The organism is Amycolatopsis albidoflavus, from assembly GCF_039525725.1.
In the GTDB taxonomy this organism is placed as follows: domain Bacteria; phylum Actinomycetota; class Actinomycetes; order Mycobacteriales; family Pseudonocardiaceae; genus Amycolatopsis; species Amycolatopsis albidoflava.
Window position 1 is genome coordinate 253,458 of sequence record NZ_BAAAHV010000015.1, and the last position, 26,114, is coordinate 279,571.

Consider the following 26,114-nt stretch of genomic DNA (forward strand, 5'->3'; position numbering starts at 1 on the left):
GCGTGAACCGGGTCACGAACCCCCGCTCATAGTCGGCGCCGTGCGGTACGTTCAGCGTGAACAGAAGCCGCAAGGTGTTGGGAGCAGCGGTAATCCGGCCGTGCACAAAGGTTGCCAGCTCGCGGGCGACGGCCCGCACACTGGAGGACTCCGCGAGCGCGGCGGAGAAAACACCATTCTCGGTCCGGCCAAGCGGACCCGGCGATGGCGACGCCGGCTCATGGCGGACCGCGAAAGCGCGAGCCGGGTCGATCGGTGCCAAGGCATTCAAGAGCACGGACGCGTCGAGGAGAGTCAGCGGCCTCGCAGGCTCGACGCGAACAATGATGTCTTCCCGCTCGAACCGGTCAGACACCTCGCTGAGCGCTGAGACGAACCGCGCACCAGCGTCATCCCCGAAAGACGTGATAACCACGCTGCCCTGGCCTGGTCCGTGCACGTCGCCCCGCCACATCGCGTCGGCCACGGCTTGCACGGCGGCACGCAGTTCGGCGTCGGTCTGGACGAGGTGCCCGGCGAACGGCGAATCGCCGATGCGAACGTGGTTCGCTAGGTCGACGGTGAGCTGTGTCTTGGCTCCATCGCGGATCATCCGAATCACTCGAGGTGCACGATCCGCCCGCAGGTGCCGCCGAAGGCGTTCGGCGAAGGCGTCAGCGAGTTCTGCCGAGTCGACGTGGATCCCGACCGTCACGTCAGTTGCCGGGACCCCGGCCGCGGCGAACTCCTCCATCAAGGCGCTGACCCCGTCTGCCATCTCCGGAAGCTCCGACGCTTCGTGATCGGAGACGAAAACGCGGCGCGGGACAGACGCCATGTTCACCACCGGCTGGTGAACCGGATCAGTACCGGTGCCCACCTCGACGTGAATCACTTGGTCGGCGAAGAGGGTGTGCAATTCCTCGCCGTCCCGGAACTCCACCAGGTTTTCAGTCGGTCGCAGCGCCACCCTGGCACCGGTCGACGAGATCGCGTTCCGCACCTCCCGCGCCTCGGCCTCGCGGCTCGGATGGTGCAGAACCGCGAAGGCGGCTGAACCGTCAGCCTGAAGGTGTGCCGCCGCCCACTGCGCCGCTTGGTGGGCCCGGCCCAGCTCGTTGAGATCAATCTTGAACCGGTCCGAGCGCCACGGTGCCAGCGGTTCGGTGTGGACGAGGGTCATCCCTCGCCCGATGACAAGCGGTGCCGGAGCGTTGAACCGCTCGCTGATGTCGAGCCGGCGCAGCGGCGGAATGACCGCGCGTGGACGGAGCAGTACCTCGCCGCCGAACGCCATCGGGCCAAGGCGCGCCATGCTCGTGCGCATCCCGTCGACCAGTTCGCCGAGCACCGCGCGAGCGTGCCCTTCCGTAATGTCGTGCGCCGTGTATTCGACCTGGTGGTATCCGCGCCACGGCTGCGCGACCAGCGGTGCCAGCGAGTGCACGAATTCGGACAGACCCTCTCGCCAGTGCGGGCCGCTGACGCCATGCCACGCCGACCGGTCGCTCGTGCCCGGTCGGAGCTGGCCGCGGTCTCCAGCCCCGATCGCCTGTGCGGGCACGCTCAAGATGGCGTGCACGTCAGCAGATTGAGTCGGGTTGCCGTGCAGGACCAGCGCTGCGGAAAGCCCGGAGGCCGGTTCGAGCGCGCGGCGGAAGTACTCCGCCACCGCAGGTGCCGGCGGCGCGAGCGGCCGTGGCAAGTCCACGAGCGGGCCGAGCACGGTACCGAGGAAGTCGATCAGCTCCTGTCGCGCGGTGATCTGCAGCAGCACGGCTGGCTGATCGCCGCCGGCACGGAGTCGCGACTGACTGACGGTCCGCGCGACAAGGCCGGCAAAGTCGCGCAGGAACGCCATCTCCGGCGTGGTGACGTCAGCCGGATCGAACCGTCGCACGTTCGCCGACACGTCGGCCACAGGGCGCAACCGGGGCGACAGCGGATCACCGCTGACCTCGTGGCGCAAGAGTGCGAGCAGGTCGCCCTGAGGGGGCCGATTTCCGCGCCCAGAACCGATCAGTGCCCGGATCGCCGCGGCAACGCCACGCGTTCCCACGGTGGACAGGACCCGGCTCAAGTCGGCTTCGGTCGGCGATCCGTGGCCGCGCACGTCCCGCCAAAGCCGCTGCGCGAATGCTTGCCGAGCCACGTTGAGTCCATTATGGACGGTGATGGAATAACGGTCGTCACCCGCCGCCATGACCTCCGATCCCGCGGTCGGCGCCGCAACTCGGCCCGTCACCACCTCGACGTCCGGACGCGGGCCGTTCCGCCATCCAGGCCGGGCAAGTGCGGAACCCAGCGCCCGGACCCCGATGTCCGCACGAAGGCTCTGCGGGCCGACCGGCGCGATCGTGATCGGCAACGGGGGCAACCCGTAGTGGTCCCGGACCGCACGCTCCCACGCGGTCTCGGCATGCAGCCTCTCCGCGATACCTCTGATCAACCGCTCGGCCGGAGGCGCGGCAGGCTCGAAGTCCCATGCCGTCACATAGTTCTCGGCGTGCCGGAGCGCGACCTGCACACCCGCCATCCGCAGGTTCGCGACGACTTCCGGGGTCAGCTCGGAACGCTGCGATTCGGTCAGGCTGAAGGCGGAAACGATCCCGTCCGCGACCACAGCAAGCTCGTCGTCGGTCAAGGCGTCCAGTCCGAAGCGGACAGCCACCGCGACGTGCGGAAGTCCGTGTGTGGGCGTGACCGCGCCAGCATTTCGCCCGAGTGGAGTGTGTATATGCACTGCGGGTTCCGCGGTCCGGCGCGCTTCGAACATCCGCGCCAAGACAGCTCGGATGCTCGCGATCGCGGAGTCCGACGGCACCGGATCGGCTGCCACGGGCACGACCGCCACGCGCAATGGCTCGTCCACGCCATAGACATAACGCAGGCGGTTTTCCTCGGCGGCGCGCGCCGCTTCGTTCAGCCAAGCCGGTTCCCGGGTGAACACGTCGGGCCGCCAGAGCGGAAGGTGCATGACCCCGCCGGTCGGAATGGCCCGGTCGTGCTCGACGTGCGCCCGGACGTGCAGCAGGGTCGCGGAGAGATCCTGCTCCGCGGACTGCACCCACGGCAGCGCGGGCAGGCTGCGCTGGAAGTCCACCAGTGCGCGGAGATTCCCCATCGACCAGAGCAGGCTCAGCAGCGCGTCGAGCCCGCTGAGCAGCCACGTAACCGACGGATATGCCTGAGACAGGCTGCTGTAGATCAGAATCCGGGCCAAACTTCCCACTGCGACCTCGCGCCAACTGTGCCAGCTGCGTTCGAGGCTGATCAGCCGCTCGCGAACGGCAGGATCCGCCCGGAGCAGGGCTTCGACCAAGTGCACAGCGCGCACGGAGTCCGGCTCGCGTCGGGCCGGGTCGAGCTCGACCGGTTCGACAGCGATGTCGGTCCCGCCTGGCAGGCGACGCAGGAAGCGGCTGACGAGGGAGGAGAACTCGTCCGACCAACGTTGCTCGTATTCGGCACCGGCCGGCAGGACCGGCGCGAACACCAGGCGCACCGAACTCGGGCCGCGTGCGGCGCGGTGCGCAAACGACGCGAGCGCTGCCGCGAGGTGTGCCGCGTCGGCAGGCAGCGCTCGGGACTCGTTCGACAGTACCACCGTGCCGCCGAACACGTTGCCCGGCAACTCCCAGCCAAAGCGGCGCGAGACAGGATCCGGTACATGACGGACGAAGAAGGTCCGTTCCGGAGCCAATGGAGTTGCCCGCCCCAGCAGGGTATCGACGTCGAGGAGATTTAACGGGTCGCGCTGTTCGACTGTCGTCTCGACGGCCGAGCCGTCGGAGAGTCGGCGTACAGCTGAGATGAGCGAAGACTCCAGGCGCGTCGTGACGTCACCTGCCGCCCCGTGCGCAATGAGGTTGATCGTGCCGCCCTCGCGCACGGCGTCTGCCATCGCTTCGGCGGCCTCATCCAAGCCGGCGTACCCGCCTGGCGTCACCTCCACGACGTGCTCGACCGGCGTCACCGAGGCACCATGCGCCAAGTGGAGGCGCAGCGCTGTATCTCCCTCCGTACGGAGGATCTCCGGCGCGAAGTCGACCAGCTGACTGTCCAGCCGCTCGCGAACCGTCTCCGCAAGGCCGCTGCTCTCCGGTGCGACGACCTCCACCGTCACCTCGTCGGGCGGGATCCCGGTGTCGGCAAGCTCCTCGATCAGCGAACCCACGCGATCCACGACCCGTTCCGTGTCGGCTTCCCGGACGGACGTTTCGAAAACCGGACGGCGCGGCTGGCTGGTCAGGACAGGACGCGCCATGTTGACGATCAGAGTGCTCAGATCGCCGGCGTTTTCCAGCAGTCGCGCAATCTGATCGTCCGCACGCAGCGCGCGGCCGCTGCTTACTGAGATCTCCACGGCCGGCGGACGTCCGTCGACCACGTACTGGTCGACCGGATCAACGGTTCGGGAAAACTCCCGTATCGTCACCGCGCCCCGGCCTGCCACGATTGTCTCGACGAGTGTCGCGGCCTGCTGAACCTGCTCGAGCGGCGTCTCTGTGCCAAAGGCCGGCCGCACGGTGAAGGTGAGCGGCCCCCTTTCCTCCGCTTGAGCTTCCACCCAAGCTGCCACACGCGGCGACAGTTCCTGAAGCAGCGGCGCTGATGTCGGCGTCGGAGTGAAAGGAGCGTCGAGCGGACCGTCCAGATATGCCCGTACTTGGGTGCTGAGGTGCCGACGGACGGCGGCGTCGCTGGTCGCCGTCCACAGCCGGACAAACGTGTCGCGCGCGCGGCTCACTGGCGTTATGAGGTCCACGGCAGGGACTTCACCGACCGCCGACAACGACTGCTGCAAGTCGAACTCGATCAGTGCACCGAGCACGTCGTCGTCCTCGACCTGCTGCGGCCCGCCGGTCGCCAGCTGGACAGGCGTGGGCAGGACGGCACGCTGCGCAGGAGGAACGCGGTGCACGCGCAACCTCAGCCAGGCACGGTCCGCAGTCTCCCCACGACGCTCCCTCCCCTGCCGCATCGGTGGTTGGGCCCGGACCACCACGTCAGTCGCTCGCAACCGTCCTTCGCCGACGAGCTGCTCTAGTTCGTGCGACAGGTAGCCGGCGAGGTTCGACGACCGGCGCTCGGCACCGTGCCCCCATCGCGAATTACTGACTGCGAACACCTCGACCGTCATCAACGGCGACGGAAGTCCGGAGCCGCGCAACCGTTCAGCGTGTGCGGCGATCAATGTGAGGAGATCGTTTGCCGCGGCGCGGGTCTCAGGAGCTCCGAGGTCGTACTGCGTACGCCGGAACGGCACGGCGACGGTGGAAACGGGACCCTGCACCGAAACCTCCACGCTGGACAACGCGGTGTCCTCGGCGGCCATCGTCACCGCGGCAAGCTCAGGCCCCGGCGCGGCAATCACCGACTGTCCAGGCACAACGTGTTGCACACGCAGCCGGAACCAAGCTCGGTCCGCGGTGGCGGCACCTTGCCGTTCTCTTGGCTGGCGTACCTCCGGCTGTGGCCGCACCGCGACGTCGCCGCCGGTCAGCACACCGGCGTCGACGAGCCGACCCAGCCTTTCGGTCAGATGACTGACAAGGCCAGTCGTGCGCTGCGCCGCGCCGTCCCGCCACCTAGAGTTGCTGGCCGCGAATACGTCGACGACCATCAACGGCTCCGCCAAACCCAAGCCGTGCAACCGGTCGGCGTGCATCGCCACCAGGCCGAGCAGGTCGTCCACCGCTGCTTGCGTCTCGGGTGCGTCTACACCGTATTGCCGTCGCCGGAATGGCACGGCCACTGTCGAAACCGGCCCTTCGAGCGAGAGTTCCCCCGTTGAAGACGCGGCCTCCGCGTCCGCGTCGAACACCAAGTCCATCCGCACTTGGCCGTCGAAGCCTCCCGACTCGTAAACAAGTCCGTGGACGGCTTGTTCGGGGTCGAGATCCTCGCGCTGCAGCAGCGCGAACTGGTGTTCCAGCACATCGCGCATGACCGCGCTGAAGTCGCGGGTCACCGCGTCGGCCGATTCCGGTGGCGCGTGCACGACCAGCCTCGGTGCCGGGAGGTCCGCGACCGGCATCCCCGCTGCGAGGCCGAGGCTGAAGGCCGCCAGCGCTCGCTCGACGATGATCAGCTGTGCCGGTTGCAGCGGCAGCGCGACGCTGTAGCGGTTTTGGACGGGCCGCAGTTCTCCGTCGTCAAGGAGCCCGGCGGTCGTCATCACTTGCTCGTGTCCGAGCACGACGTCCAGGGAGGGGAACGAATCCGGCACGAGCCACAGAACAGCGCGCGGCGGCCCGTCTCCGCGCACGAACGCCAGATCGGGAATGACTGGCACACCGCGGGCCAGCAACCGCGCCAAACCCGCGGTCACGTCGTTGGCGGTCTCGCCGTCGTATTGTCCGCGCAGTTCGACCCGCGCCACGTCGTCCTCGCCGCCGAGTTGCGCTTCGAGCAACCGGGCCATGCGCTCGACGCGACCGAAGAACTCGCGGATCGCGTCCGGTCCGGTCAGATCGTCGCTCGCCACCAGGGGCACCCCGGCGAACGCAATGGTGAAGTCGAGGTCGGCAACACCGGAAACGGGCAGCACCGCTGGATTGCCGGTACCGTCGAACCCCATGTCCTGCACCAGGCGCCCGGCGGATTCGATCGAGACGTCGTAGCCGACCGCTCGCACTTCGCCGTCGAAGGTCAGTGAGCTCCCGGCCTCCTGACGCGAAGACATCCAGCGAAACAGAGCCGCAGCGAGCGCAGGGACGGTGAACTCGTGTTCGCCGTCCTCGTCAATGCGAACACGGAGCGGGACAGTGACCTGTCCAACGCGAGGCGCGTGAGAGCGGAACTCCACGATCGCGGTGAGCAGCTCCGGCAAACCGGGCGGCAGCTCGAGGCCGCCTGCCAGATGCACCGAGACCCGTCGTTGAGTGTCGTCGACCCGAACCAAGGCGCGGATGTCCCGTTCGTGGAACGCCTCGCCGGCTTCCGCGTCAGCGGGCGTGACGACGTCGAAGAGCGGCACGTCGCCGGCGACGAACTCGGCGATCAGATCGTTGAGGTCAGCCAATTCGTCCAGGAACGCATTGTCGACCGACGACGTGGACAGAAGCGTCCGCGGCGGTCGCACGGCAGCCCGGGGCAGCGACCGGCCGGGCGGCGCCACGCGAATGACCGGGTCGCCGGGTTCGTCCGTCCGGAGCACCCGGAGCGGCGTTTCGCCGAGCGTCTGCCTCATCTCGAACAACTGGGCCTGGTGCTCCGGTCCGGCGGTCACCAGGTATTCGGTGTTCCGGCCATGTCCCTCGACGAACCATTCCAACCGCTGCTGCCACCATTCCGCTGGCAGAGCCGTCAGCTCGGGCCGCTCGGCGGCGCTGGACGGCGGGTGGTGCTGGATCGAAATCGTACGCAAGGTCAGCGGTGCGACGCGGTCCGCCAGCTCTGCCGGGGACGGCAGCGCCGGCCGCACGTCGGTGGTCATCGCCACGTCTCCGGGCCCCAGCGCCAGCTCGAATTCGGCGCTGGCTATGGCTCGAACCACGTCGTTCAGTGCGTGGCGGACTGTCGATGCCTCCGCTTGGTGCGCAGCGCGCGCAGCAATGCGAAACATGCCGATGTCGCCGTGCTGCTGCAGGTTGGCACGCATCTCCGGCACCAAGCCGCGCACGTACATCAGTACGCCGGTAACCCAGTCGACCTCATGGGTGTCCAACTCGTGCTGGTGCGGCTGCGGGCCGGAGGTCTCGCCGGAGGCCACCAGAGTCATCCCGGCAAGAGCACCGGCACCGGGGACCACTTCAGCGTCCAGGTGCACCGCGTTCGCCGCGTCTTCAGTGAGCGCGCTGCCGAGCACGTCGCGGAAATGCGCGATGACGGCCTCAGCGAATGAACCGCCAGCGCCGAAGCGAATATTCAGTATCGGCTGGTTCCCTCGCGCGGCCAGGTGCGCGGCTAGGCCGGCCGCTGTCTGCGCGAGGTCGCCGACAACGCCACGGTCTCCGTCCGAGAAAACGTCGGACAGCCTGAGGTGATGATGAAACACCGCGCGGAGCGCCATCGAGTCGTCCCTCGGCGCGCTGCGAAGCAAAGGCGACTCGTCCAGCATCGGAGTGACCGTCCGCTCCCGGGCAGTGTGGCCCAGGTAGGCAGGCAGGTTCTGCGTCACGCGGAGGACACCATGGGCCACCAACGCCGCGGCCAGTTCTCCGAGGTCGTCGGCGTGGATAGCGTCCGCGCCATCAGAGTTCTGTCGCACGAGCTCCGCAGCCAACTCGACCAGCCGGTCGACTCCCACTGCCGGCGGCAACCGGTGATCCGCCGTCACCACGATCCGCGGCGGTGCGAGCACCGAGCGCACCGCAGTCTGTGTGACGGAAACGCTCGAACCTAAGTGGTGCGAGAGGTTGGCCTCCAGCGCTGTCCGCTGCTCTTCCGACAGCGTATGGGGAACGCTCGATACCCGCGCTGAGATCAGCGCGGGTGGCAAGCCGTGTCGCCGGCGAAGAACGTTCTCCAGAGCGGTGTCGTTCCGCAGTGCCTCGATCGCGGGGAAGAACACCGAGGAAATCCCCGCGCCGCTGAACGGGATCACCGCTGTCGGCCCATTCACCCGGCGCACGACCGCCCGCACCTCGAAGATGTCGTCGGAGATCTGCGCATCTACCACCGGCCGCACCACTGCGATCGTCGCCCCTCCAGGGACGCTCATGTGCGGTGTGATCGCGGCGCGAAGCGCGTCGGCTAGTCGCTCGGCCCTCGGGAGATCCGCGGTCGTCATCTCGTCCGGCACAATGGGCGCGACGGTCAGCAGCAGCGACGGCTCGTCAACTCCTTCCGACACGATCCGGTTCAGTTGACCTGCCAGCGTCCGTACGAACCGCCGCAGTCTCGGCTGGTCCGCCAGCACGTCAACTGCCGGTCCCGGCGGAACGACCACGGTCGCCCAATACCCACCGGCGCCGTCGGTCTCCGCCGGCCGCACGGACTGGCTCAACCGCAGAGCGAACACACGGGTCGGATCGAACGGGCGGACACTGTGCACCGCGTCGGCCGAACTCGACCACCAGTCCCGGATGTCCGGCGGGCTGGAGTACACCCCGACATCGTCCGCCATCCATCCGTTCGGCAGGTGCTGCCGGATCGCACCGCGCAACGCCACGACGAATGCCTGCCTGTCTTGACGACTCGCGTGGTAGTCGGACACGACGACCGAGGGTGTCCCGCCACGTCCTTCAAGGGCCAGCAGTTCAGGCACCATCACCCGTGCCCATTCGTCGAGCCCGATGCGCCAGGACGGGTCTCCCAGGTCCGCTGTATATCGATCGGGCCGCGGGATCGGCTTCTCCGCCGCAGGCAGTGCGCCCGCGAACCACACATTCGCGCGCAACTCGGCGACCGGCCCCGCCACCTCGCGCACGACAAGCTCGAACTGGAGGCCTGCAATGCTCCCGACTGCGGCTGTCACCGTTTCTCTCGCACGGTCGGCCAGGACACGGGGATCCGGTGCAGCTATCACGAGGTCCGCGACCACCGGCGCACCGTCCAGCCCGTGTTGCGGCACACTCCTTGCCGCCGCACCGACCATGCTGGCCAGGTAGCCCACATTGCGTTGTTGCGCGTTGATTCTGCGCCCAAGAGGCGTAGCGGTCGTGAACAACAACCGATTCGACGATTGCCGCGCCAGTCCAGTTCGATCAACCGACCGGGACGGTCCACCGCGCCCGGCCACTGGTTGCCGCACTGCCGGCGGCTGTTCGAGCCGGTTCAACCATTCCGACGCCGCGGCGGGCGTCCATCGGTGGGCCGCCACCAAGGCCATCACTCGTTCGATCGCACCCGCACTGTCGGGGAAGCGTTGGACCAGCCGCTCCACCTGCGCAGAGTCCACAAACGACAGCGGAAGCCGAATCCCTGGATTCTCCGGCTCGGCCAACTGCCACTCGAGAGGCTGCTCGAATGCGGCTCCGGGCGCCGCCACGTTCGGCTGGGGTTCGGGTCGTTCCTCGCCTGCCGCTCCGCGACCCTGGTCCTCGTCTGGCCCGGACGATCGCCAATCGGGCGGGAACCAGCTCGGGTCCGCACCGATCCGGTCGCCTTGGAAGGAAGGGTTATCCAGAATGCCTAGATTCACCGGGCTATCGCCGTACATGCCCCAGTCGAGAGGCGGGAGGTACCTGTCCGGCCCCAGCCGGTCCGGGGCCACAACGTTACCGGCGGGGTTGAGCTCCGCAGTGTATTCCCGGTCGAACCTGTCCCAGTCCATCCCGTTCTGCTCGTCGTACGCCCGCCCGGCGATACCGATCAGCGTTTGCACGAAATGCTCGACTGAGGGAAAACGGTCGTCGAACCCCCTGAAAAGAGCTGGAGCCTCGTATTCGAGCCCGTCCACGATCTCGCCCCATGACGCGATCGGGTCTCGATCCCGGTACTCCGCGAGCACCTCCGGTACCACTCGTTCCCCGAACCACATCATTCGGGGAACCGCATCGTCACCGGTGTCAGGCCGCTCCGCCGCGGAAAGCACGACCCACCACTCGGGTCTCAACCACCGCAGCCCGTCCGGAACCCGCTCCGGCGCCACCATTCGACCGTCGAGCGCATGCCGGAATTCGACTTCCGGCCCGAGAGCGGACAACCGCGCTGCCAACACTCCGATGAGGACGTCCGCCCCGAATTCTTCGGCCGCTCCGCGGCTGTTGTGATAGCTCACCGCAACCGGTCCGGAGACTCGGTCCAGGAACCCGAGAACCTGGCCCTCAAGCGATCCCAGGTCGTGTTGATTGGGCATGCCGACAATCGGCAGCACCGTCGTCAGAACGCCGTCGCCCTCGCGAAAAGGCTCGCTGGTGATCGGCGCTGTCACGAGGGGCGCGCCGTGGTCGACGATCAGATCGAACGCGACCGCCGCCCCGTCCGCGAACTCTCCCCGCGTGTGCGGCGGACCGGACAGGTCGAACCGCCACCCTCGGATGAACTCCTCAGCGAGCGACTGCGGGTCCGTCTCAAGAACGGCGAGCTGCTGCGTGATCGCGTCGTGCGCCACCCGCCTGATCACGTCAGCCGCACCGCCGACTACCACCGAGGCATGGTGCGCGCTCGGCGCGGTCACCGGTGCTGCCAGCCGAACAGTCACAGCCGGGCGCAGACGACCGGCCAGCCCCGTCGCGAACTGACGCAACCGCGGCACCCACTCGCGGAACCACGGTTCCGACATCGTCAGGGATACGGCACCGTGCTTGACCTCGATCTCGACGTGCAGCCGCTCCGGCTCGAGAGCCGGCGGCCGCTGCGGCAGCGTGGGCAGAAGGGAGAGGATGTATCCCTCCGCATCATTCGCCACGACCAATCGCATCTCGACCTCAGGACTTTCGCTGTCCTCGGCCGTGGTGACAATGCCGCTGGGCAGCTGGCCGTCTAGCCGTACACGGACTTCCTCCGCGCCAGACCCACGCACCTGGATTTCGAAGGTCAGCGGTTCCGGCGCGTAATCTGCGTTGATTTCGTGCGCCAGGGCCGCCGCCTGCGCGGCGAACAGGTCGACCAACTCGGTATCGGAGGAGCGCACGACGTGCGCGATGAGCACGCCTTCTGTCGACGCTGCCACGTCTGCGGGCACCAGGCCTTGGATGTCGCCGTCCAGCTCGGCCAGCAACGCTGGGTAGGTACCCGGTTCTTCGTAGACCGGAACCAGCGCGTTCGTCGCCGCTGCCAGGAACGTGTCGTACAGCCGCATTTCCGCCGGCGTCCTCGGCTCGCGACCGAGACGGTCCAGGAAATCCTGCCGTGCGCGGACAGCGGCCTCTGCCCGCGGCCCAGCAAGCGTACGGTCACTGCCGCCTGCCGCCGCGTGCTGGCGCGCCTGCCGCAGATGCGTTTCCACGCCCAGCTGATCATAGGCACTGCCCAGGTCTCGCAAGACTGCCTCGATCGGGCCGGCGACCCGTTCGGCCCGCTGCCCGGGAAGGTCCAATGCCTCCCAGCGCTGGCGCAGCGCCTCGACCGGACCGTCGTCGCCAATGTTCTCCGGCAGTGGCCTCAGCCGCGGGCGCAACCCTCTCGCGCGACTGGACGAGAGCTGGTCCAGCAGCTGATCGTACGGGTAGTCGAGGACATCTAGCCCATTCGCGGCAGGTTGTGTCCACTGAACGATCTCCCGGACAGAACCTTCGGCCCACTGGTAAAGCTGGTGGCTCTGTCTGCTGCTCGCCGGATCACCCACGTACTGGGCGAAGTCCTCCCACAAGGCTTGCAGAAGGGCATTCTCGATGGCTGAATCATCCCGTTCGCCCCGCAGCCATAACGGCAACCGCTCACTGACCGCCAATCGCTCTTCATCCGACGCTTGCGGGAAGTCCATGTGCTCCCGGCGGACGCTTTCGAGCGTTCGCTGGAGGCTGAGGACAGCATTGCGGTACTCCTGGTCGAACACCACCGCGGCCACGTCGTGATCTCCACGAGGAAGCGTGAAAAGGTCGTCAAATACCCGGGTGACGACTGATTTGAAATCCTCGAATGCAGAATTCTGCTCGACCGTCGGCGACACGTCGCCGACAATCATATAGAACTCGACCTCGGCGATCTCTTCCATCCGCGCACGGAACGCAGCAAGATCATCCGGAGACTCATATTCCAAGTGGTCGCTGATTCCGGATAAACCACTGAACCACACCGCGCCACCGGTTTCCCGCGAGACCGGCGGCGGCCCGAATCGCCGCTCCAGTCCCGCTAGGAGCCATCGGTACTCCCGACGAAGCCCAGCCGAGACCGCGCCGTCGGAAAGAAGCGGGAAGTCGATCAGCACATCCATCAAGTCGAGGACGAATTCAACTCCGACAACCTTCGCGTGATCGTCCGAAGTCCAATACCGCGCGAATTTCTGCCGAGAGGCCGCCAGGTCTCCTTCGACGCCGAGCGCGAGCCACGCCTGCAAGACGCCAAACTCGTCCGAAACAGACCGCGAACGCGGGTAGGTTCTTTCCATATAGTCGCGAATCCCGTCGCGGAATCCGAAATAATGGGTATTAAAATTGGAAATATCTCCGCCATGCATGACGATGACGCCAAAATGCTGCTGAAGCGACAGTTGATAGTGTGCCAGCAATGTCTCGTACTCGTAAGGAGGAAGTTCGTACTCGGAAGAGATTATCCGGAAATCCTCTTCGAGCACCATTCCGGAGAATAGCCTCCAGTCCTCGTCCGGCATATCCATGATCGGCCGCGACGAACGCCCGAGGACGAGCACACGGGACGTGAAGTCCTCAGTGGAAAGGCCTCCCTGCGGGGCCCACATCGAGTCCTCGCTGCCGGACTGGTCGTCCCCGTAACCGGCAGAATCAGCTTCCTGGCCTTGCTGGTGCTCGTGGTAAATCAGGCTGCCGCGGAGGTCGTTCCAGGCATTCCAGTAGTCCTCGTCGAAGCTGTTGTCGCTACGCCGCTGCCACCGGCCGCCGGTGCCAAGCGGCCATTGGAATACCCGGTCGAAACCAATCCAGATCTGAGTCCGGAAGAACTCGATTGCGGCGTCGTCTCCGGCTGACGGTGATCGCCCGCCGAGCAGCAATCGGACATCCTCTTCGACGATCTCCCCGACCCGAGCCCGCAAGGCGCCGTACCCGTCCTCCGTCGAGTAGGTCATCAACTCGCTCACCCTGGGCAACTGGCTGATCCGCACCTGCCCCGACGTCTCCCGCGTCGGATCCTGGTGCGCGTTCCGCCACCACTGCGGCAAGTCAGCGCGAACCGACTCATACGCTTCGCGCAACTCGGGACTGACTTCGCCGTCCTCGCCCAGCGGATGCTCGTGAAGAAGGTTCTGGATCGCCGACATCAGCCGGGACCGCACTGTCTGCTCCGCGTCGGAAGCCGGAACCTCGCGCGCCAACTCGTCACGGAGACTCTGGAGATGCCGGCCGTAGAAAGAGTCCAGGCCGCTGCCAATAGAAGCGTTGGCCGTACGGTGCGCGGCGACTTGGCCGCGCAGAACTTGGCGGAAGGTGCCGACGAACGGTGACTCTGAAAGCCCCACCGCAGTCAGCGCTGCTTCGGCGTCCTCGTCGAATATCTCTAGTACCGCGTCAAGAGTGTCGGCACGGAGGCGTCCGCTCAACGGAACGTCGACCACTGTGTGGCCGCCGCGTGCCATCCCGCGGTCGGCCACGGCAGGCGGCAGCGACCGCTCCGCAAGCGTCGCGGGTTGGCTGCCGCTGAACCTTCGCACCAGCTGTTCGTATTGAGTATCGAGCACCGGGAATAGCGGGGCATCGTGGTCTAGCGCTTGCGCCACCGTTGCGGCGACGTCAGCCGCGAACTTGTCCGGCAAGCCGAACCAGGCAGTGTCACGCTGCACGATCGCGTCGACATGCGACGCGAATTCATGCTGGTGTGAGCGGCTGTTGTCGCGCAGATGTTCCGGCAGCCAAGGCGACAGCACCGGCCGAGTCACGGGGAAGACAGGTGTCCGGTCCGGAGCCTCGACTAGCGTGGCTGGCACGAATTCCGCCAGGGTCGTGCCAGGCCGCGGCTGCGTTTCGGCGGTGATGCCAGCGGTGACGAACACCCGACCGCGGTCGTACGCCAACGGCCACAGCGGCACCGGAGCGCCTTCCACCTGGACCGCGCCGGACGACGCCAACTCCCCCAGCACCGTCCCGAGATGAGCAGGCATCCAGTCGCTGTCGCGCGCCGCACCGGGCGCAGGGTGCACCCGCACCACGAGCAACGGACCGGTACCGCCGCGCACCTTGGGTTTCATCCAGCGGTGCAGTTCAGCCACCTGGTGCGCGAACGCGTCCAACGTCGCGCTCTGCTGCACCGCGCCATCCGTCGGCACAAGCGAGAGATGCGCGACGCGGATCCCAGGATTCTGCGCTGCCCAAGCGAAGTAGGCTCGCGTCTCCGCGGGAGAGGCAACGATTTCGCCGGTCGATTCGGGCTCGCTCTGCTCGCCCCAAACACCGCGTTCAGCTGCCACCAGGTCGTTCCACGCACTCGTCAACTGGTCGACGTAGCTGCTGTGGAATTCGGCTTCGTCTTGTGCCGCCAGTCCGGCGACGCTCTCGCCGAACGCTTCCGCCGCGGCATCATCGTGGTCGTGATGTGCTCTGCGTTCAAGAATGCGGTAGTCGGCCTTCGCGAGTTCCGTCACCGAGTCCATCGGCATGGCGCTGGCATCATCCGGCGTGCTCAGCCGATCGCGGATGCTCAACCAAGCGTCGAAATTCGGCGGCCGCGTCTCGGCAGCCTGTGATACGGGCGATCCGGACTGGTCTCGTTGTTCGAAGCCGCGCACCACAGTAGCCATCATCTCGTCGTACGCCTGCACGAACCGCTGGGAATTCGGCGTTCCGGCGAGGATTTCGCTTTGCACCAGAGCGAAGGCTGCGTCAACGGCAGTGTCGAGCAAGTCCGATTGGATGGCCGGCGCCGCCGCCGAACCGTGCAACAGGGCCAGAACATTGCCGATCGTGTACTGCCCGACGCGTTCCGCGAACTGCCGCTCGGCACCGTCGACTTCTCCGACCGGGAGCCACCGGGCGATGGAATTCCCGGCGCGAGCCGGGGACGGTTCGCGGCCGAGTTCCGTCATCTGTCGCCGCACCGGTTCGGGCGAGACCAGGGAAGGCCGGACCCGGATGCTGAGCCGTCCTCGCACTCGTGGGGCGTCTGCTGTGGACGAGACGTCCGCTAGCCGGCCGACAACCTTCACCGTATCGGCCGGGAAAGCTCGCGGAACGACGTCGTTGTAGTCCGTGATCGCTGCCGCCACATCGGCGCGCAGGTTCCTCAGCCGCTCGGCGGCGGACCGACCGTTGCTCGAGGCTTCCACCAAGAGCTGGAGCGGGTTGCGCACGCCGTCGAAGAGCGGTGCGAGCAAGCGGACTTGCGACGCCGCCCGGGAGACGAAGTCTCGTACCTGCGCCCGCTGCTCTGGTGCTCGGGTCTCCTTGCTGTCGTAGACGAGATCGAGCGTCGTCCCGCTCGGACCGCTCGCAACCGCCGGTCCGACGTCTGCCCCGTGGTGCCGGAACCAGTGCTCGATCCACTGCGCCGGACCGAACTCGCCGATCGCGGACACGACCGCCGCGTTCACCGCTCCGGCCCGCTCGGCGGCCCCGTCGGGTGCCGTGGTCCGCTCTTCGGCGATGCTCGTCCAGTGCGCGCGCAGCTCACTCGGTGTCCACGTCGCCAGCTCCAGAGCTGCGCCGAGATTGCTCACCAGCCCCTCGTACCGCTGCAAGGCTGCCAGCGCGGAGGATTGCTGGGCGAGCTGGCTGGCGAAGGAGATGAAGCGCGTCTCCACCTTCGCGACCACGACGTCCGACGCCATGGTGCCCATCCGGGCGACTGCGTCGCGGAAATCGTCGTGCATCCGTTCCGAAATCGGCAGCCCGCCCGGCACCAGCCGCCGCATTGGCCCCAGTTCGGTCAGCCGGCTGGTGATGTCCTGGTCGATGCCCAGTTGGTCAGCGCCCGGTCCCATCGCCTCCGCAAGACCCGACACGTCGTCGAGCACCTCGGGCAGACGAACGGTGCGAAGGCCCTCCAGCCGCTGGGCAAAGGCATCCCGATCAAAGCCTCCGCTGCCGGTCGCGGCCTCCAGTTCCTGTTCGACCGCGTGGCGATACCACGCCTGCACCCGGTCGATCCCCGCGTCGGTGAGAGTCGGCTGCGCGGCCTGCACGCGCTGAACAACTCCGCCGACCTGCGCAGACCAGGTCCGCCATGCGGTCACCGCAGCAGCGGTGTCCGCCGCGATGTCAATGCCTAGGTACGCTCGTGCGGCGTCGAAGTCGAGTGTGCGGGCATTGCGGGCGATCCACTCGTGGACCGGTCCTCCCGACGCCTCGACCTCGGCGAGTTCGAGAGTACGTGCCGGATCCGCGAGAATCAGCCTCAGCTCCGCCGCGCGTTCCGCCAACTCGTGCACGGCTTGGCGCAACTGCTCGAGAGAGGAAGCCAGCACGGCATCGGGGACGTCAGATCGCAAGTGGCCGACCAGCGGGGCGGCCGCATTCCCCGTCTGCCGGGCGAACCACGTGTCGACGTCGCCGGTATCGGCGGTGATCGGCTGGTCGAGGACAATGGTTTCGGTAGGCGGATTGAGCGTCGGGACCGGGAGAGGATTCCACAGCTGGGGAACGTCGGCCCAGCGCACCGTTTTGTGCGTCGCCGCAGGCGCGGGCTCGACATCCGTTGCGGGAGAGACGTCGACCAGGCCGTCGGCCAGGGCGTTGATCCTCGCCACGAGCTCGGCCAGGTCCGCCGTTCCCTGCCGCACATCGTCCGCTGCGGCACGGATCTTTCCGCGAATCGCGTCGTCGGCTTGGGCGCTCGGACGTAGATTGGCGCGCGTGTTGAACATCAAGTCCGCGAACTCGTCGAGCTCGGGCTCCAGCGCGCTCACCGCGAATCGGCTCGTCGCGCCCAGCAGGTCAGCCCGCAGCGCCGTCATTCCGGCAATGTCGACTGCTTCACCTCGCTGCGGCGTGAACTCCGCCATCCGCTGCCGCACTTCGGCCCGCAAATGATCCGAATCGGACAAAAGCCGGTCCCGAAGCTCGCGGAATACCCCGATCGGCAGCTGCGAGCGGAATTGGTCGGCATAGTCGGCCAGAAGCTCGTCGGCGAATGCGTCGTGCAGCTCGTCGAAGGCCGGCGCGGAGACGACCGGCGAAGGAAACTCGCCCCGGACCGCACTTTCTACGCTCGCCAGCAATACCTTGCCGGCGACGAACTCGTATACTCGCGGGTCGATCTCGCCTGAAGGCATCGCCGACGCGACTACCGCGCGATCGACCGCGCCATCGAGCCAATCGGCGTGCGCGTCCAGCAACTCAGCGTCAACGGCCACGCCGCTGGCGGACATCGCCCCGGCAAAGTCTTCGACAAACTGTTCGCGGGCCACATTCCGGCTCGCTTCCAGTTCCATGACGTTGTCGAGCCTGGTGCGCAGGTCCTCCGCGTCGGCCTCAGCTCTCGAAGCTTCTCCGTCGAACCACTCGCGAACATGGGCAAGGACGCGATCAGGAATCTCGTCGACGTAGTGCTCAGCGAGGTCGCTGAAGGCTTGTGCGGTATGCAGCCGCGTCTCGAGTTGGCCTGCCAAGCTGGCGCGCTCGGCGACATTGCGCACGGCATCGTCGACCGTGAGAGGCTGCTGGATCCGCTGGGCGTAGTCCGACACGAACTTGTCCCGCATCTCTTGCACCGGAACCTGGACACGCCCGCCCGGCAATTTCGCCTCTACTGTGCCGAACAGGGCTGTCGCCTCGCTCACGGGGTCCGGCGCCAGGTCGCGTGGCAACGCGACGGTCGGCGGCTCGACCGGCCTTGGCTCGTCGCCGGGCGTGGGCGCGTCCGCGCGTCCGCGGCCGAAAGCGTCATCACTGGGGACCAGCGAGTCGGATCGGCCTTCATCGGCCATCCAGCGTTCGATGTCCCCGAAGCCGAGTTCAGCGTCTACGGCGACGTGCCGGTTGAATGCGCGCGCCAGCTCCTCGCGGTACAGCCGCGCATTGCGCTCGACCAGGCTCTCGCCGAGACCGAACTTGTCGAGCGCGGCGAACCGCTCGCCACCCTCGTGAAGCTCGTCCCCAAGCCGCCGCTCCAGCCCAGCCCGGCCCGTCACGTTTCTTCGCAGGTCATCGAGGCGTTCGTCCAGGGGCCGATGAGCCGCCTCGGCCGGCAGTTCGATCGGCCCGGCCTCCGTGCCGAGGTAGTCGACCGTCAGTTCGTCGAGCCGCTGTTTCACCGCATCCAGCGCGCGGAGGACCTCGACTCGTTGCTCCGGAGCCAACGGACCGTCGATCTCCGGTGCGCGCAATCCGTCCGGAGCGAGCAGATCGAGCGCTGGAACACGCTGGATGCGGCCGAGTTCGGTCACGATTCCGTCGAGCTTCGCGCCGCCCTCAGCGAGGTCCGCCTCCATCACTCGGCTGTGCAGGTCGGCGAGAGCGCCGTCTAGCCGAACACGCGGCGAGAGTTTGTCGGCGATCGCGTTCAGCTCGGCGTGGTGGCTGCTGTCTAGGCCTTTCACCCGATCGACCGCCGAGGTGAAATCCTGTACGGCTCGGCCGACATCACCGGAGAACTCGCCCGACCTGACGTCGACAAGGCCCTTCACCGCGTCCCCGAGCCCCCTGTTTGCGCGCCAGGCGGTCTCGTCGCGGTAGATCGAGCGAAGTTCGTGCTCCAAGTCGATCCGGACGCGCTGTCGCTGGCTGGGACTGAGGTCGTGGCCGGAGAGGTCCGGCAGGTGATTTTGGACGAACCGTTCGCGCTTCTCGACGTCCCGCAGCAGGTCGGGCAGCCGGCCGGCGTGCTCGTCCAACTTCTCGGCCACCGGCCGCCGGTCGCTGAGGAACGTCCGCTCGAATTCCCGCTTAGCCGTTTCACGCAGATACGCCAGCGCCCCGGCATCGGGGTCGTGGAAGACCTGGCGGCCGTCCGGCAGCGTTTTGACCTTGTCGCTGAGGAATGCGTAGAGCTGCCCCTCCGGCGCGCCGTCGCGCACTTCGGCGATGGTGGCTCTGAGCACTGCGAGTTCGCGTTCGTAGTTCGACCGCAGCTTGCCGAGCCAGGTCGTCGCATCTTCCGCTTCGGCTGGCGTCAACCGGTCCGCTTGGCCCTCCAACTGCCGGAGGACGTCCGCGAATCCCGGGTCGAGATCGTGATTGAACGGGTCGCGCAGCCGGCTCTGCTCCAAGCGAAGCTTGCGCAGCACGTCCTGGACAACAGCTGGGCGCTCGCCGCGCTCCGCGTCCGAAGTGCTGTGGAGGCGTTCGGCCAACCGGTCGATGCCCGGCTGCATCGCCGCGATGTCATCGGCGAGCTGCTGCGCGGCTCGCACCGCAGCGCTGTGCCCCGCCTCGGTCGGCCCGGTGCCGAAATCTGCCAGGCGGTCGTTCAGGCGTCCCAGCTCACGGTCGAACTGTGCGGGCAGATCCGCGGCGTGCCGACCTATCGCTTCGGTCCATTCCGCGGGCTCGGCGGACTCGACCGCCCGCCGGAACTTCTCCGCCACCTGTTGCGCGAAGCCAGGCACCCCCAGCGACGGATCCAGTTCCAGCTGCCCGATCCGGTCGTCCATCCACGACGTGAGTGCCTTGTCAAAAGCTTGCTGCATTCCTTCGTGGCCGAGGGACACAGTCACGTCGCCGCGAGGTTGCGGGCGCACTGCGCCGGTGTGGACCTCCCACGCGCGGGCGAAGGCGTCCTCGACGCGGAGGTTGTCAGCATGCTGCCGCTGCCAGGCGTCGAGCTTTGCAGGCAGCTCGTCCAGATGCGCCCGTAGATGCTGGTCCCAGGCCAGTCCCTCGCGCAACGGTTCCGGGCCGTCCGGCAAGGCGTCATGCAGCTTGCGCCATGACCCCCGCACGGAGTCAACGAACTCCTCGAAGCCTTTCTCGGCAACCCATCCGTTGTCCCGAGGGCGGTTCGGACCGAGCAGCTCAGTGATCGGGTCGTGCGTCACCCAGTCCTGCAACGCAGTGTCGAAAGCGGCGCGCACCGCGTCCGACCCGTGCACGCGACTCGCCACGGTGGCAATCTCACTGGGGAGCCGGCGCAGCCACTCGATCCGCGCGTCATGCCAGGCATCGCTCGGGGCGGTTAGGGCTCCGTCCGGACCATGCAGCGTCGAGTCGGCGAGGTAGGTGAACCGACCGCGCAGTTCGTCGCGGACCGCACTAAGTTCCGCGTCGGACAGTCCGAATCGCGCCAACCTGCCGTCGTCGAGCAGGCGGTCGATATGCCCGTTCGCGATTGTCTGATCGTTTTCTACGACGCGATCGTGCTCGAGCATCCCCTCGAATCGGCGGTGCACGGCATCCCGCGCCCCCTGCCAGCCAAACTCCCGCTCGAACGCGCGCACGACTAGGTCCGCGCGGTGTACGTACATGTCCTCTAGGTGGGGCCCGACTCCTTCGCCAGCGCGCAACTCGCGGATCTGTTGGGCAAGGTCTGTCAGCCGATCCTGTCCTCGGAGCGGGCGGCCATGCTCCCACTCCGCCTCGACCTGCGCGATCTCCGCATTCCGCAGCTCGTCGAGCAGCGCCGGGTCCGCTGGAGTGCGGACGCCCGCGAGCTCGCCGAGATCGTTGACGAGATGGTTCAACGCCGTCAGGTCCGAGCCTGGCAGCGGCCCGTCACCGACCAGGCTCTTTAGCGCGTCGACGCGGTCGAGCAGCGACTGGACAGCTTCGTGCTGCTCGCCCTGCGCGGCTGCGAAGCGCTGATCACGCAAATCCGTGACTCGATTGCTGAGTTCGGTGAGGTGGGCTTGAGACTCGCGATACTCCTGATCACGAGCGAGCAGGTCGGCCAATCTGTCGATCTCAGCGCCGAGGCGCTGTTGCTCGGCGAGCCCGTCCGCAAGATCGGATTCCAACTTGTTCTGCAGTTTCGCCCGCTCGTCCCCAACGATCTCGCCAAGGCCCCGATGCGCGACCTCGTGGTCAAACGAGGCAAGCTCTCGATCGACGACGCCACGGAGGGATTCCTGCGCACGTGCGTGGAAGTCGGCAAGCCGGCCGTGGAGGCCGCGCAGCGCCGCCGCGTCCGTGTCGGAAAGCTGGCCGCCGTAGCGGTCCACCAGTTCGCTGATCGCTCCCGGCGGCGGCAGCGCGTCGCTTTCGAGTGTCGGCCTCAGGGTCTCGAGAGGATCTGCCGAACGCGGCGGCTCAGCCGGTGCGAGATCCTCGAAGAAGCCCGAAAGACCATTGTGCTCACCGTTTCGCGCGCTCTCGACGATATGCGGGACGGCACGCACGAGATCGCTGCCGTAAATATCCGCAAGGCGCTGGTCGACGCCATACCACGGGTCGCTCGACCGTGCGATCGCGTCCTGCGCCGCGTATGTGAGATCGCTGTGCAGCCGCGTCGCGACATCCTCTGGCAGACCCCGCTCGCCCAGCGAGAACTCCAGCTGGCCGTGCACTCGCTGCGCAAGCTCCGCGGCCGCGGTCGCGATGTCGCGTTCTGTCGGCGTCGGCTCCAAGCCGCGCGGCTCCGTCGTCCCGCCGGTCACGTCGAGCAGCCGATCGGCTAGCGAGTCCCGCAGCGCCTGGTAGCCCTCCATCAACCGGGTGGTGTCGACCTGCACCCAGCCGTCGATGGACACATCTTCGGCGAGTCGGCCGACATCGTGCATCACCTGCTGGTACACGCTGTCGAGGTGTTCGCCGGTGAGGCGCATCTTCGTGACGAGACCGGTATTCTGCACCGCACGATTCAGGTCCGCGCGCAGCACTGAGTCCAGAACGGACATCGCTGGTGCGTCGGGGAAATCCGCTCCCTCCTCAGGCATCGGCGGGCGGGTCAGATTGTCCCGGATCCGGGATGCCGCTTCCGTCAGACCGGCCAGGTCTCCGCTGTCCATCGTACGCGCTGCGATCTCGGCAAAGTGGTCGCTCACTGCGAGCCGTTCGGCCGCGGTCGGAGAGATGCCCAGGTCGGCGAGAGTGCCTTCCAGCTGGTTCCAGAGCATGTCCCGTGCGAAGCCTGCTCCATGCGCATGGTCGACCTGCGACTTGAGGCCCGCGCGAATCCGGGCGTAGTCGTCGGCGAGCACAGTCACGTTGACGTGATCGCCGTTGCGCGCCGCGTCGATCGCGCCCGCGACCTCCGCTTGGAATGCGTCAGCGCCGCCAGGGGGCGTGTATTCAGGGAACTCGTTGGTGATCGTCGTATAGTCCAGCTGAGCCATCGCCGGAAGTTCGTCACGAACCCACTGGGTCATCAGTTGATCCGGTGCGGCAATCAGCCGGTCCCGGAGATCGCGCACAGCCCCGTCGTCGATCGGCACGCCTTCGCGCGGCGTAACGGAATCGACCTCTGCCCGGATGTGCTCGCGCAACTGCGAGTGGACGTATTCCATCGCGGGCGCGAAATGTTCTTGCCACCGGCCTTCGAAGGCGTCCTCCAGATATTTCGCGGACAGTCCGTCGGACATGTGGTCCAGCAGACGACCCACTCTCTCCCCCGGTTCGCCGCCCACCACTTCGGGAAGCAGACGGTTCACAGTGACCGCGTCGACCTCCCCGGTCGGCAGAGACGACGCGATGATGAGCCTCGCGACCTCCGGTCCTCCCTGGTCGAGCGTCCCGAGAAAAGCGTCGAGTGCGCCTCCTTCGACCGGCAAGATGAAGTTCTCTTCCGGCGGTCCCTTGACCGTCGGCACCGTCGCCGGGTTCCACAGGTTTTCGCTGAGACTTTGGCGGACATCGTCAAGCAGCCTGTGGTACAGCAGATCCGGGTCGCTCGCCGAGCTCTCGGCCGCACGCGCGACCTCGTCGAGAAAGTTGTTCCGGATCGCCTCGGCGCGCTCAGCCCCGACGTGGCTGAAGCCGGTCAGAATCTCGTCGAAGTCCTGGTTCGCGACGTTATCGTTGTGCATGTGCCGCGCGTCGTCGCGCAGCGTCTCGAAGGCTTCTTCGAACGCTGGAAAGTCGTTGCTGTGCAGAAGGTTCTCGCGCAAGACCTCGAACTGCTCGCGGAAGTACCGCTCCAGACCGGCGTCGAATTGCTCACCGACCAGGTCTTTGAGGGTCGTGCGGCTGAACGCTACCGGATCGGCGTCGAGCACCGCCGACACGTCGGACGGCTCGAGCGGCGTGTGGTCGTCCAGAAATCCGCGCGGATCCGCGATGAACTCGTCGAACCGCTGGTGTGCCCCGCCGCTCGCCCCGCCGTCCGGACCTTCCACGTGTTCCCACGCCCGCCTGATCTCGTGCGGCTTGAGCCCGGCACGGAACCCCTCGTCCCACGCCGACACTTCGTTGACGCCGGGTACCCGCGGCCGACGAGGCAGCGCGCCGCCTGTCGTCTCAACAGGCATCTCCTGCGACGGTTCCCCGTCCGACTGCACGCCACGCTCAGCCTCGGACTCAAGCGCCGGCCGTTGGTTGGCCAGTTCGACGTCGACCGTGCCCTTGAACTTCTTCCGCGGACGCGAACTGGTCTCCGGTCGCTCTGGCGAAGCCGGCGGCACGGGCGGGTCGTCGACGCGTTGCGCCCGCAGTTCCTGTGCGTGCGTCGGTGCGCCACGCAGCAGGCCCTCGGCCTTTGGCTGTTCAGGCTGTCGAAGCGCACTGACGTCGGTCGATCCGGACTTCAGTGCCTCGAGCGCCTGGGCGTGCAAGGCCGCCAGCGGACCCGCTTCGGAGCCAGGCACGAGGGGCATCGGTTGTTCGGCCCGCGGGCTCGCCGACGTCCCAGCGGTCGCAGCTGGGACGTCGGCAGGGTGGATGGCCGAACTGGTCGAACCGGCCGGACGCAGTGCGTCCTGACCGAAGCTCCGGTCCGGCACCGCTGAGTCGCTGCGAGCCGGGCTGGGGCCTGGTCCGTCTCCCGGCGGCCCGCCAACGGCCGGCTCGACAGCAGGCCGCACTGCGTCGGAGCTTCCAGGTGCCTGGGTCGCGGAGTTCGCATCGCCGCTGGGACGCGCGACTTCGTGTGCAGCGCTCGGCTGCGCTCCAGACGACGGCTCGCCACCGGGCCGCGTGGCCTCGTGCGCAGCGTTCGACTGCGTCGGGATCGGCTCCCTGTGCTGAGGCGCCGCATGCCCAGCTCCCGGTTGTGTCGCCGAGGCCTGCTCACCACCAGGATGACCGACGTCATGCGCGCCGCTTGACTGCGTCGCCACGGCCTGTTCACCGCCAGGCTGCGTCGCCTCGGGCCCGCCGCCCGGCAGCGCACTCGCAACCGGCTCGTCAACAGGCCTGGATGCCTCGAAGTTGCCCGGACTGTGAGTCGTGTCCGCGCCAAGCGCGGCACCATCATGACTGGCACTCGACTGCGCGGTAGCGGGCATTTCTCCCGCTACCGGCCGGGTGCCGTGCCCCGAATCCGCTGGCGCCGATTCGCCCGCGTGGGTAGCGATCGTGGCATCGTGCCCGGACAACAACGGCGTGGACTCCGAGGAGTCGTCGAAGTGGGACACCTCCGGCCGGTCGGCCGCAGAATGGTCTTCGCTGGACACGAGCGACTCTGTCGAGTGCAAGTCGCTCGAGGTCCGGACAGACGCGTCCGCGTCAGAAGGCAGCGACGTGTGTATTTCGCCGGTCAGTGTGTTCTCGAAGCCGATGTCATCAGTGGAGACAGGCGGGTGGTCCGGCAGGGGCTGGAAGCCTTCAGCCTCCGGAACTTTGGGCGCATCCGAACCGCTGAACGCTTTTTCCACCCTTGTGAACCCGTCGACGAGTGCCTTCTCCGCGCTCGTCTCCAGGCTGGTCATCGCATCGCTCAGGCTCTTGGGCATAACCTTGCCCAGTATCTTTTCCATGAGCCCGGCCGGATCGCCCATGTTCCCGATCGCGCCGGCGGTGAACGACGACAGGAGGTCGAGCCCGCTCACCTCCATGTCCGGGTGTGCTGCCTTCTCGATCCCCAACGTACCGAGACCGGCGATGCCGCCGCTGCCCATGTTGAACAGCAACTCCTGCAGTCCGCGCTGGATGGGGTTCTTCCACTCCGGCAGCAACGCGCGCACAGGCGCCAGCAGTCCGAGAATGCCGCCGAAAGCGGCTGTCCCGAGGAGAGTCTGCAGCAATGCATCGCCGTCGATGTTCTGGCGGTGGTGCTGCCTGGTCTGGATGCCCTGGGTGATCGCGTCGATGGTGACCATCGGCAGCGACAGCATCGCGGCCGTCTTCACCATGCTCACGAGCATCTTGGCGAAGAAGCTCTTCCACGTCATCTGGGTGGCCGCGACCAGGCGCTGCCAGATCGCCGCGGTCAGCGCAGCAGCGACCGGATTTCCCGTCGACAGGAACAAGTAGAACTGCCATGACAGGGAGGCGAACTGCACCGCCAGGAAGGCACCCATCATGTACGCCGAAACGCGCATCTGCTGAACCTGGGATCCGTACGTGCTGATGAACCAGCCGTACTGCTCCAACTGTTTGGCGATGTCTTCGCCGTTGGAGACCAGGTCGCCGAGGTTCGCCGAGGCGGCCGAGCCGCCCTTGCCAGCCATCGTGTCCGGAGCTGTCACGCCCTGCTGGATCCTGCGCAGTTCGTCGACGATCGAAGTGACTCTGGCCGCGAGATCCCTGCGCTGCTGGCCGGCCTCCCACAGCTTCTGCTCGTCCCCGGTCGGGCGATCGGACCCGGTCACCAGCTTGACGAACAGGTCGAGGCTGTGGTTCTCGCCGTGCAGAGGATCGCTCATCGCGCTG

General features: G+C 67.1%; 1 protein-coding gene (only partly in view). It reads right to left on the reverse strand.

The window, feature by feature from the left end; all coding sequences use genetic code 11:
• Window positions 1-26,107, reverse strand: the 5' portion of a protein-coding gene (locus ABD156_RS25745; RefSeq protein WP_344278757.1) for a hypothetical protein. The gene continues 17,429 nt to the left of window position 1, outside the view; only the first 26,107 of its 43,536 coding nucleotides appear in the window; the start codon lies at window positions 26,105-26,107; its stop codon lies off the left edge, out of view.
• Window positions 26,108-26,114: the final 7 nt, after the last annotated feature.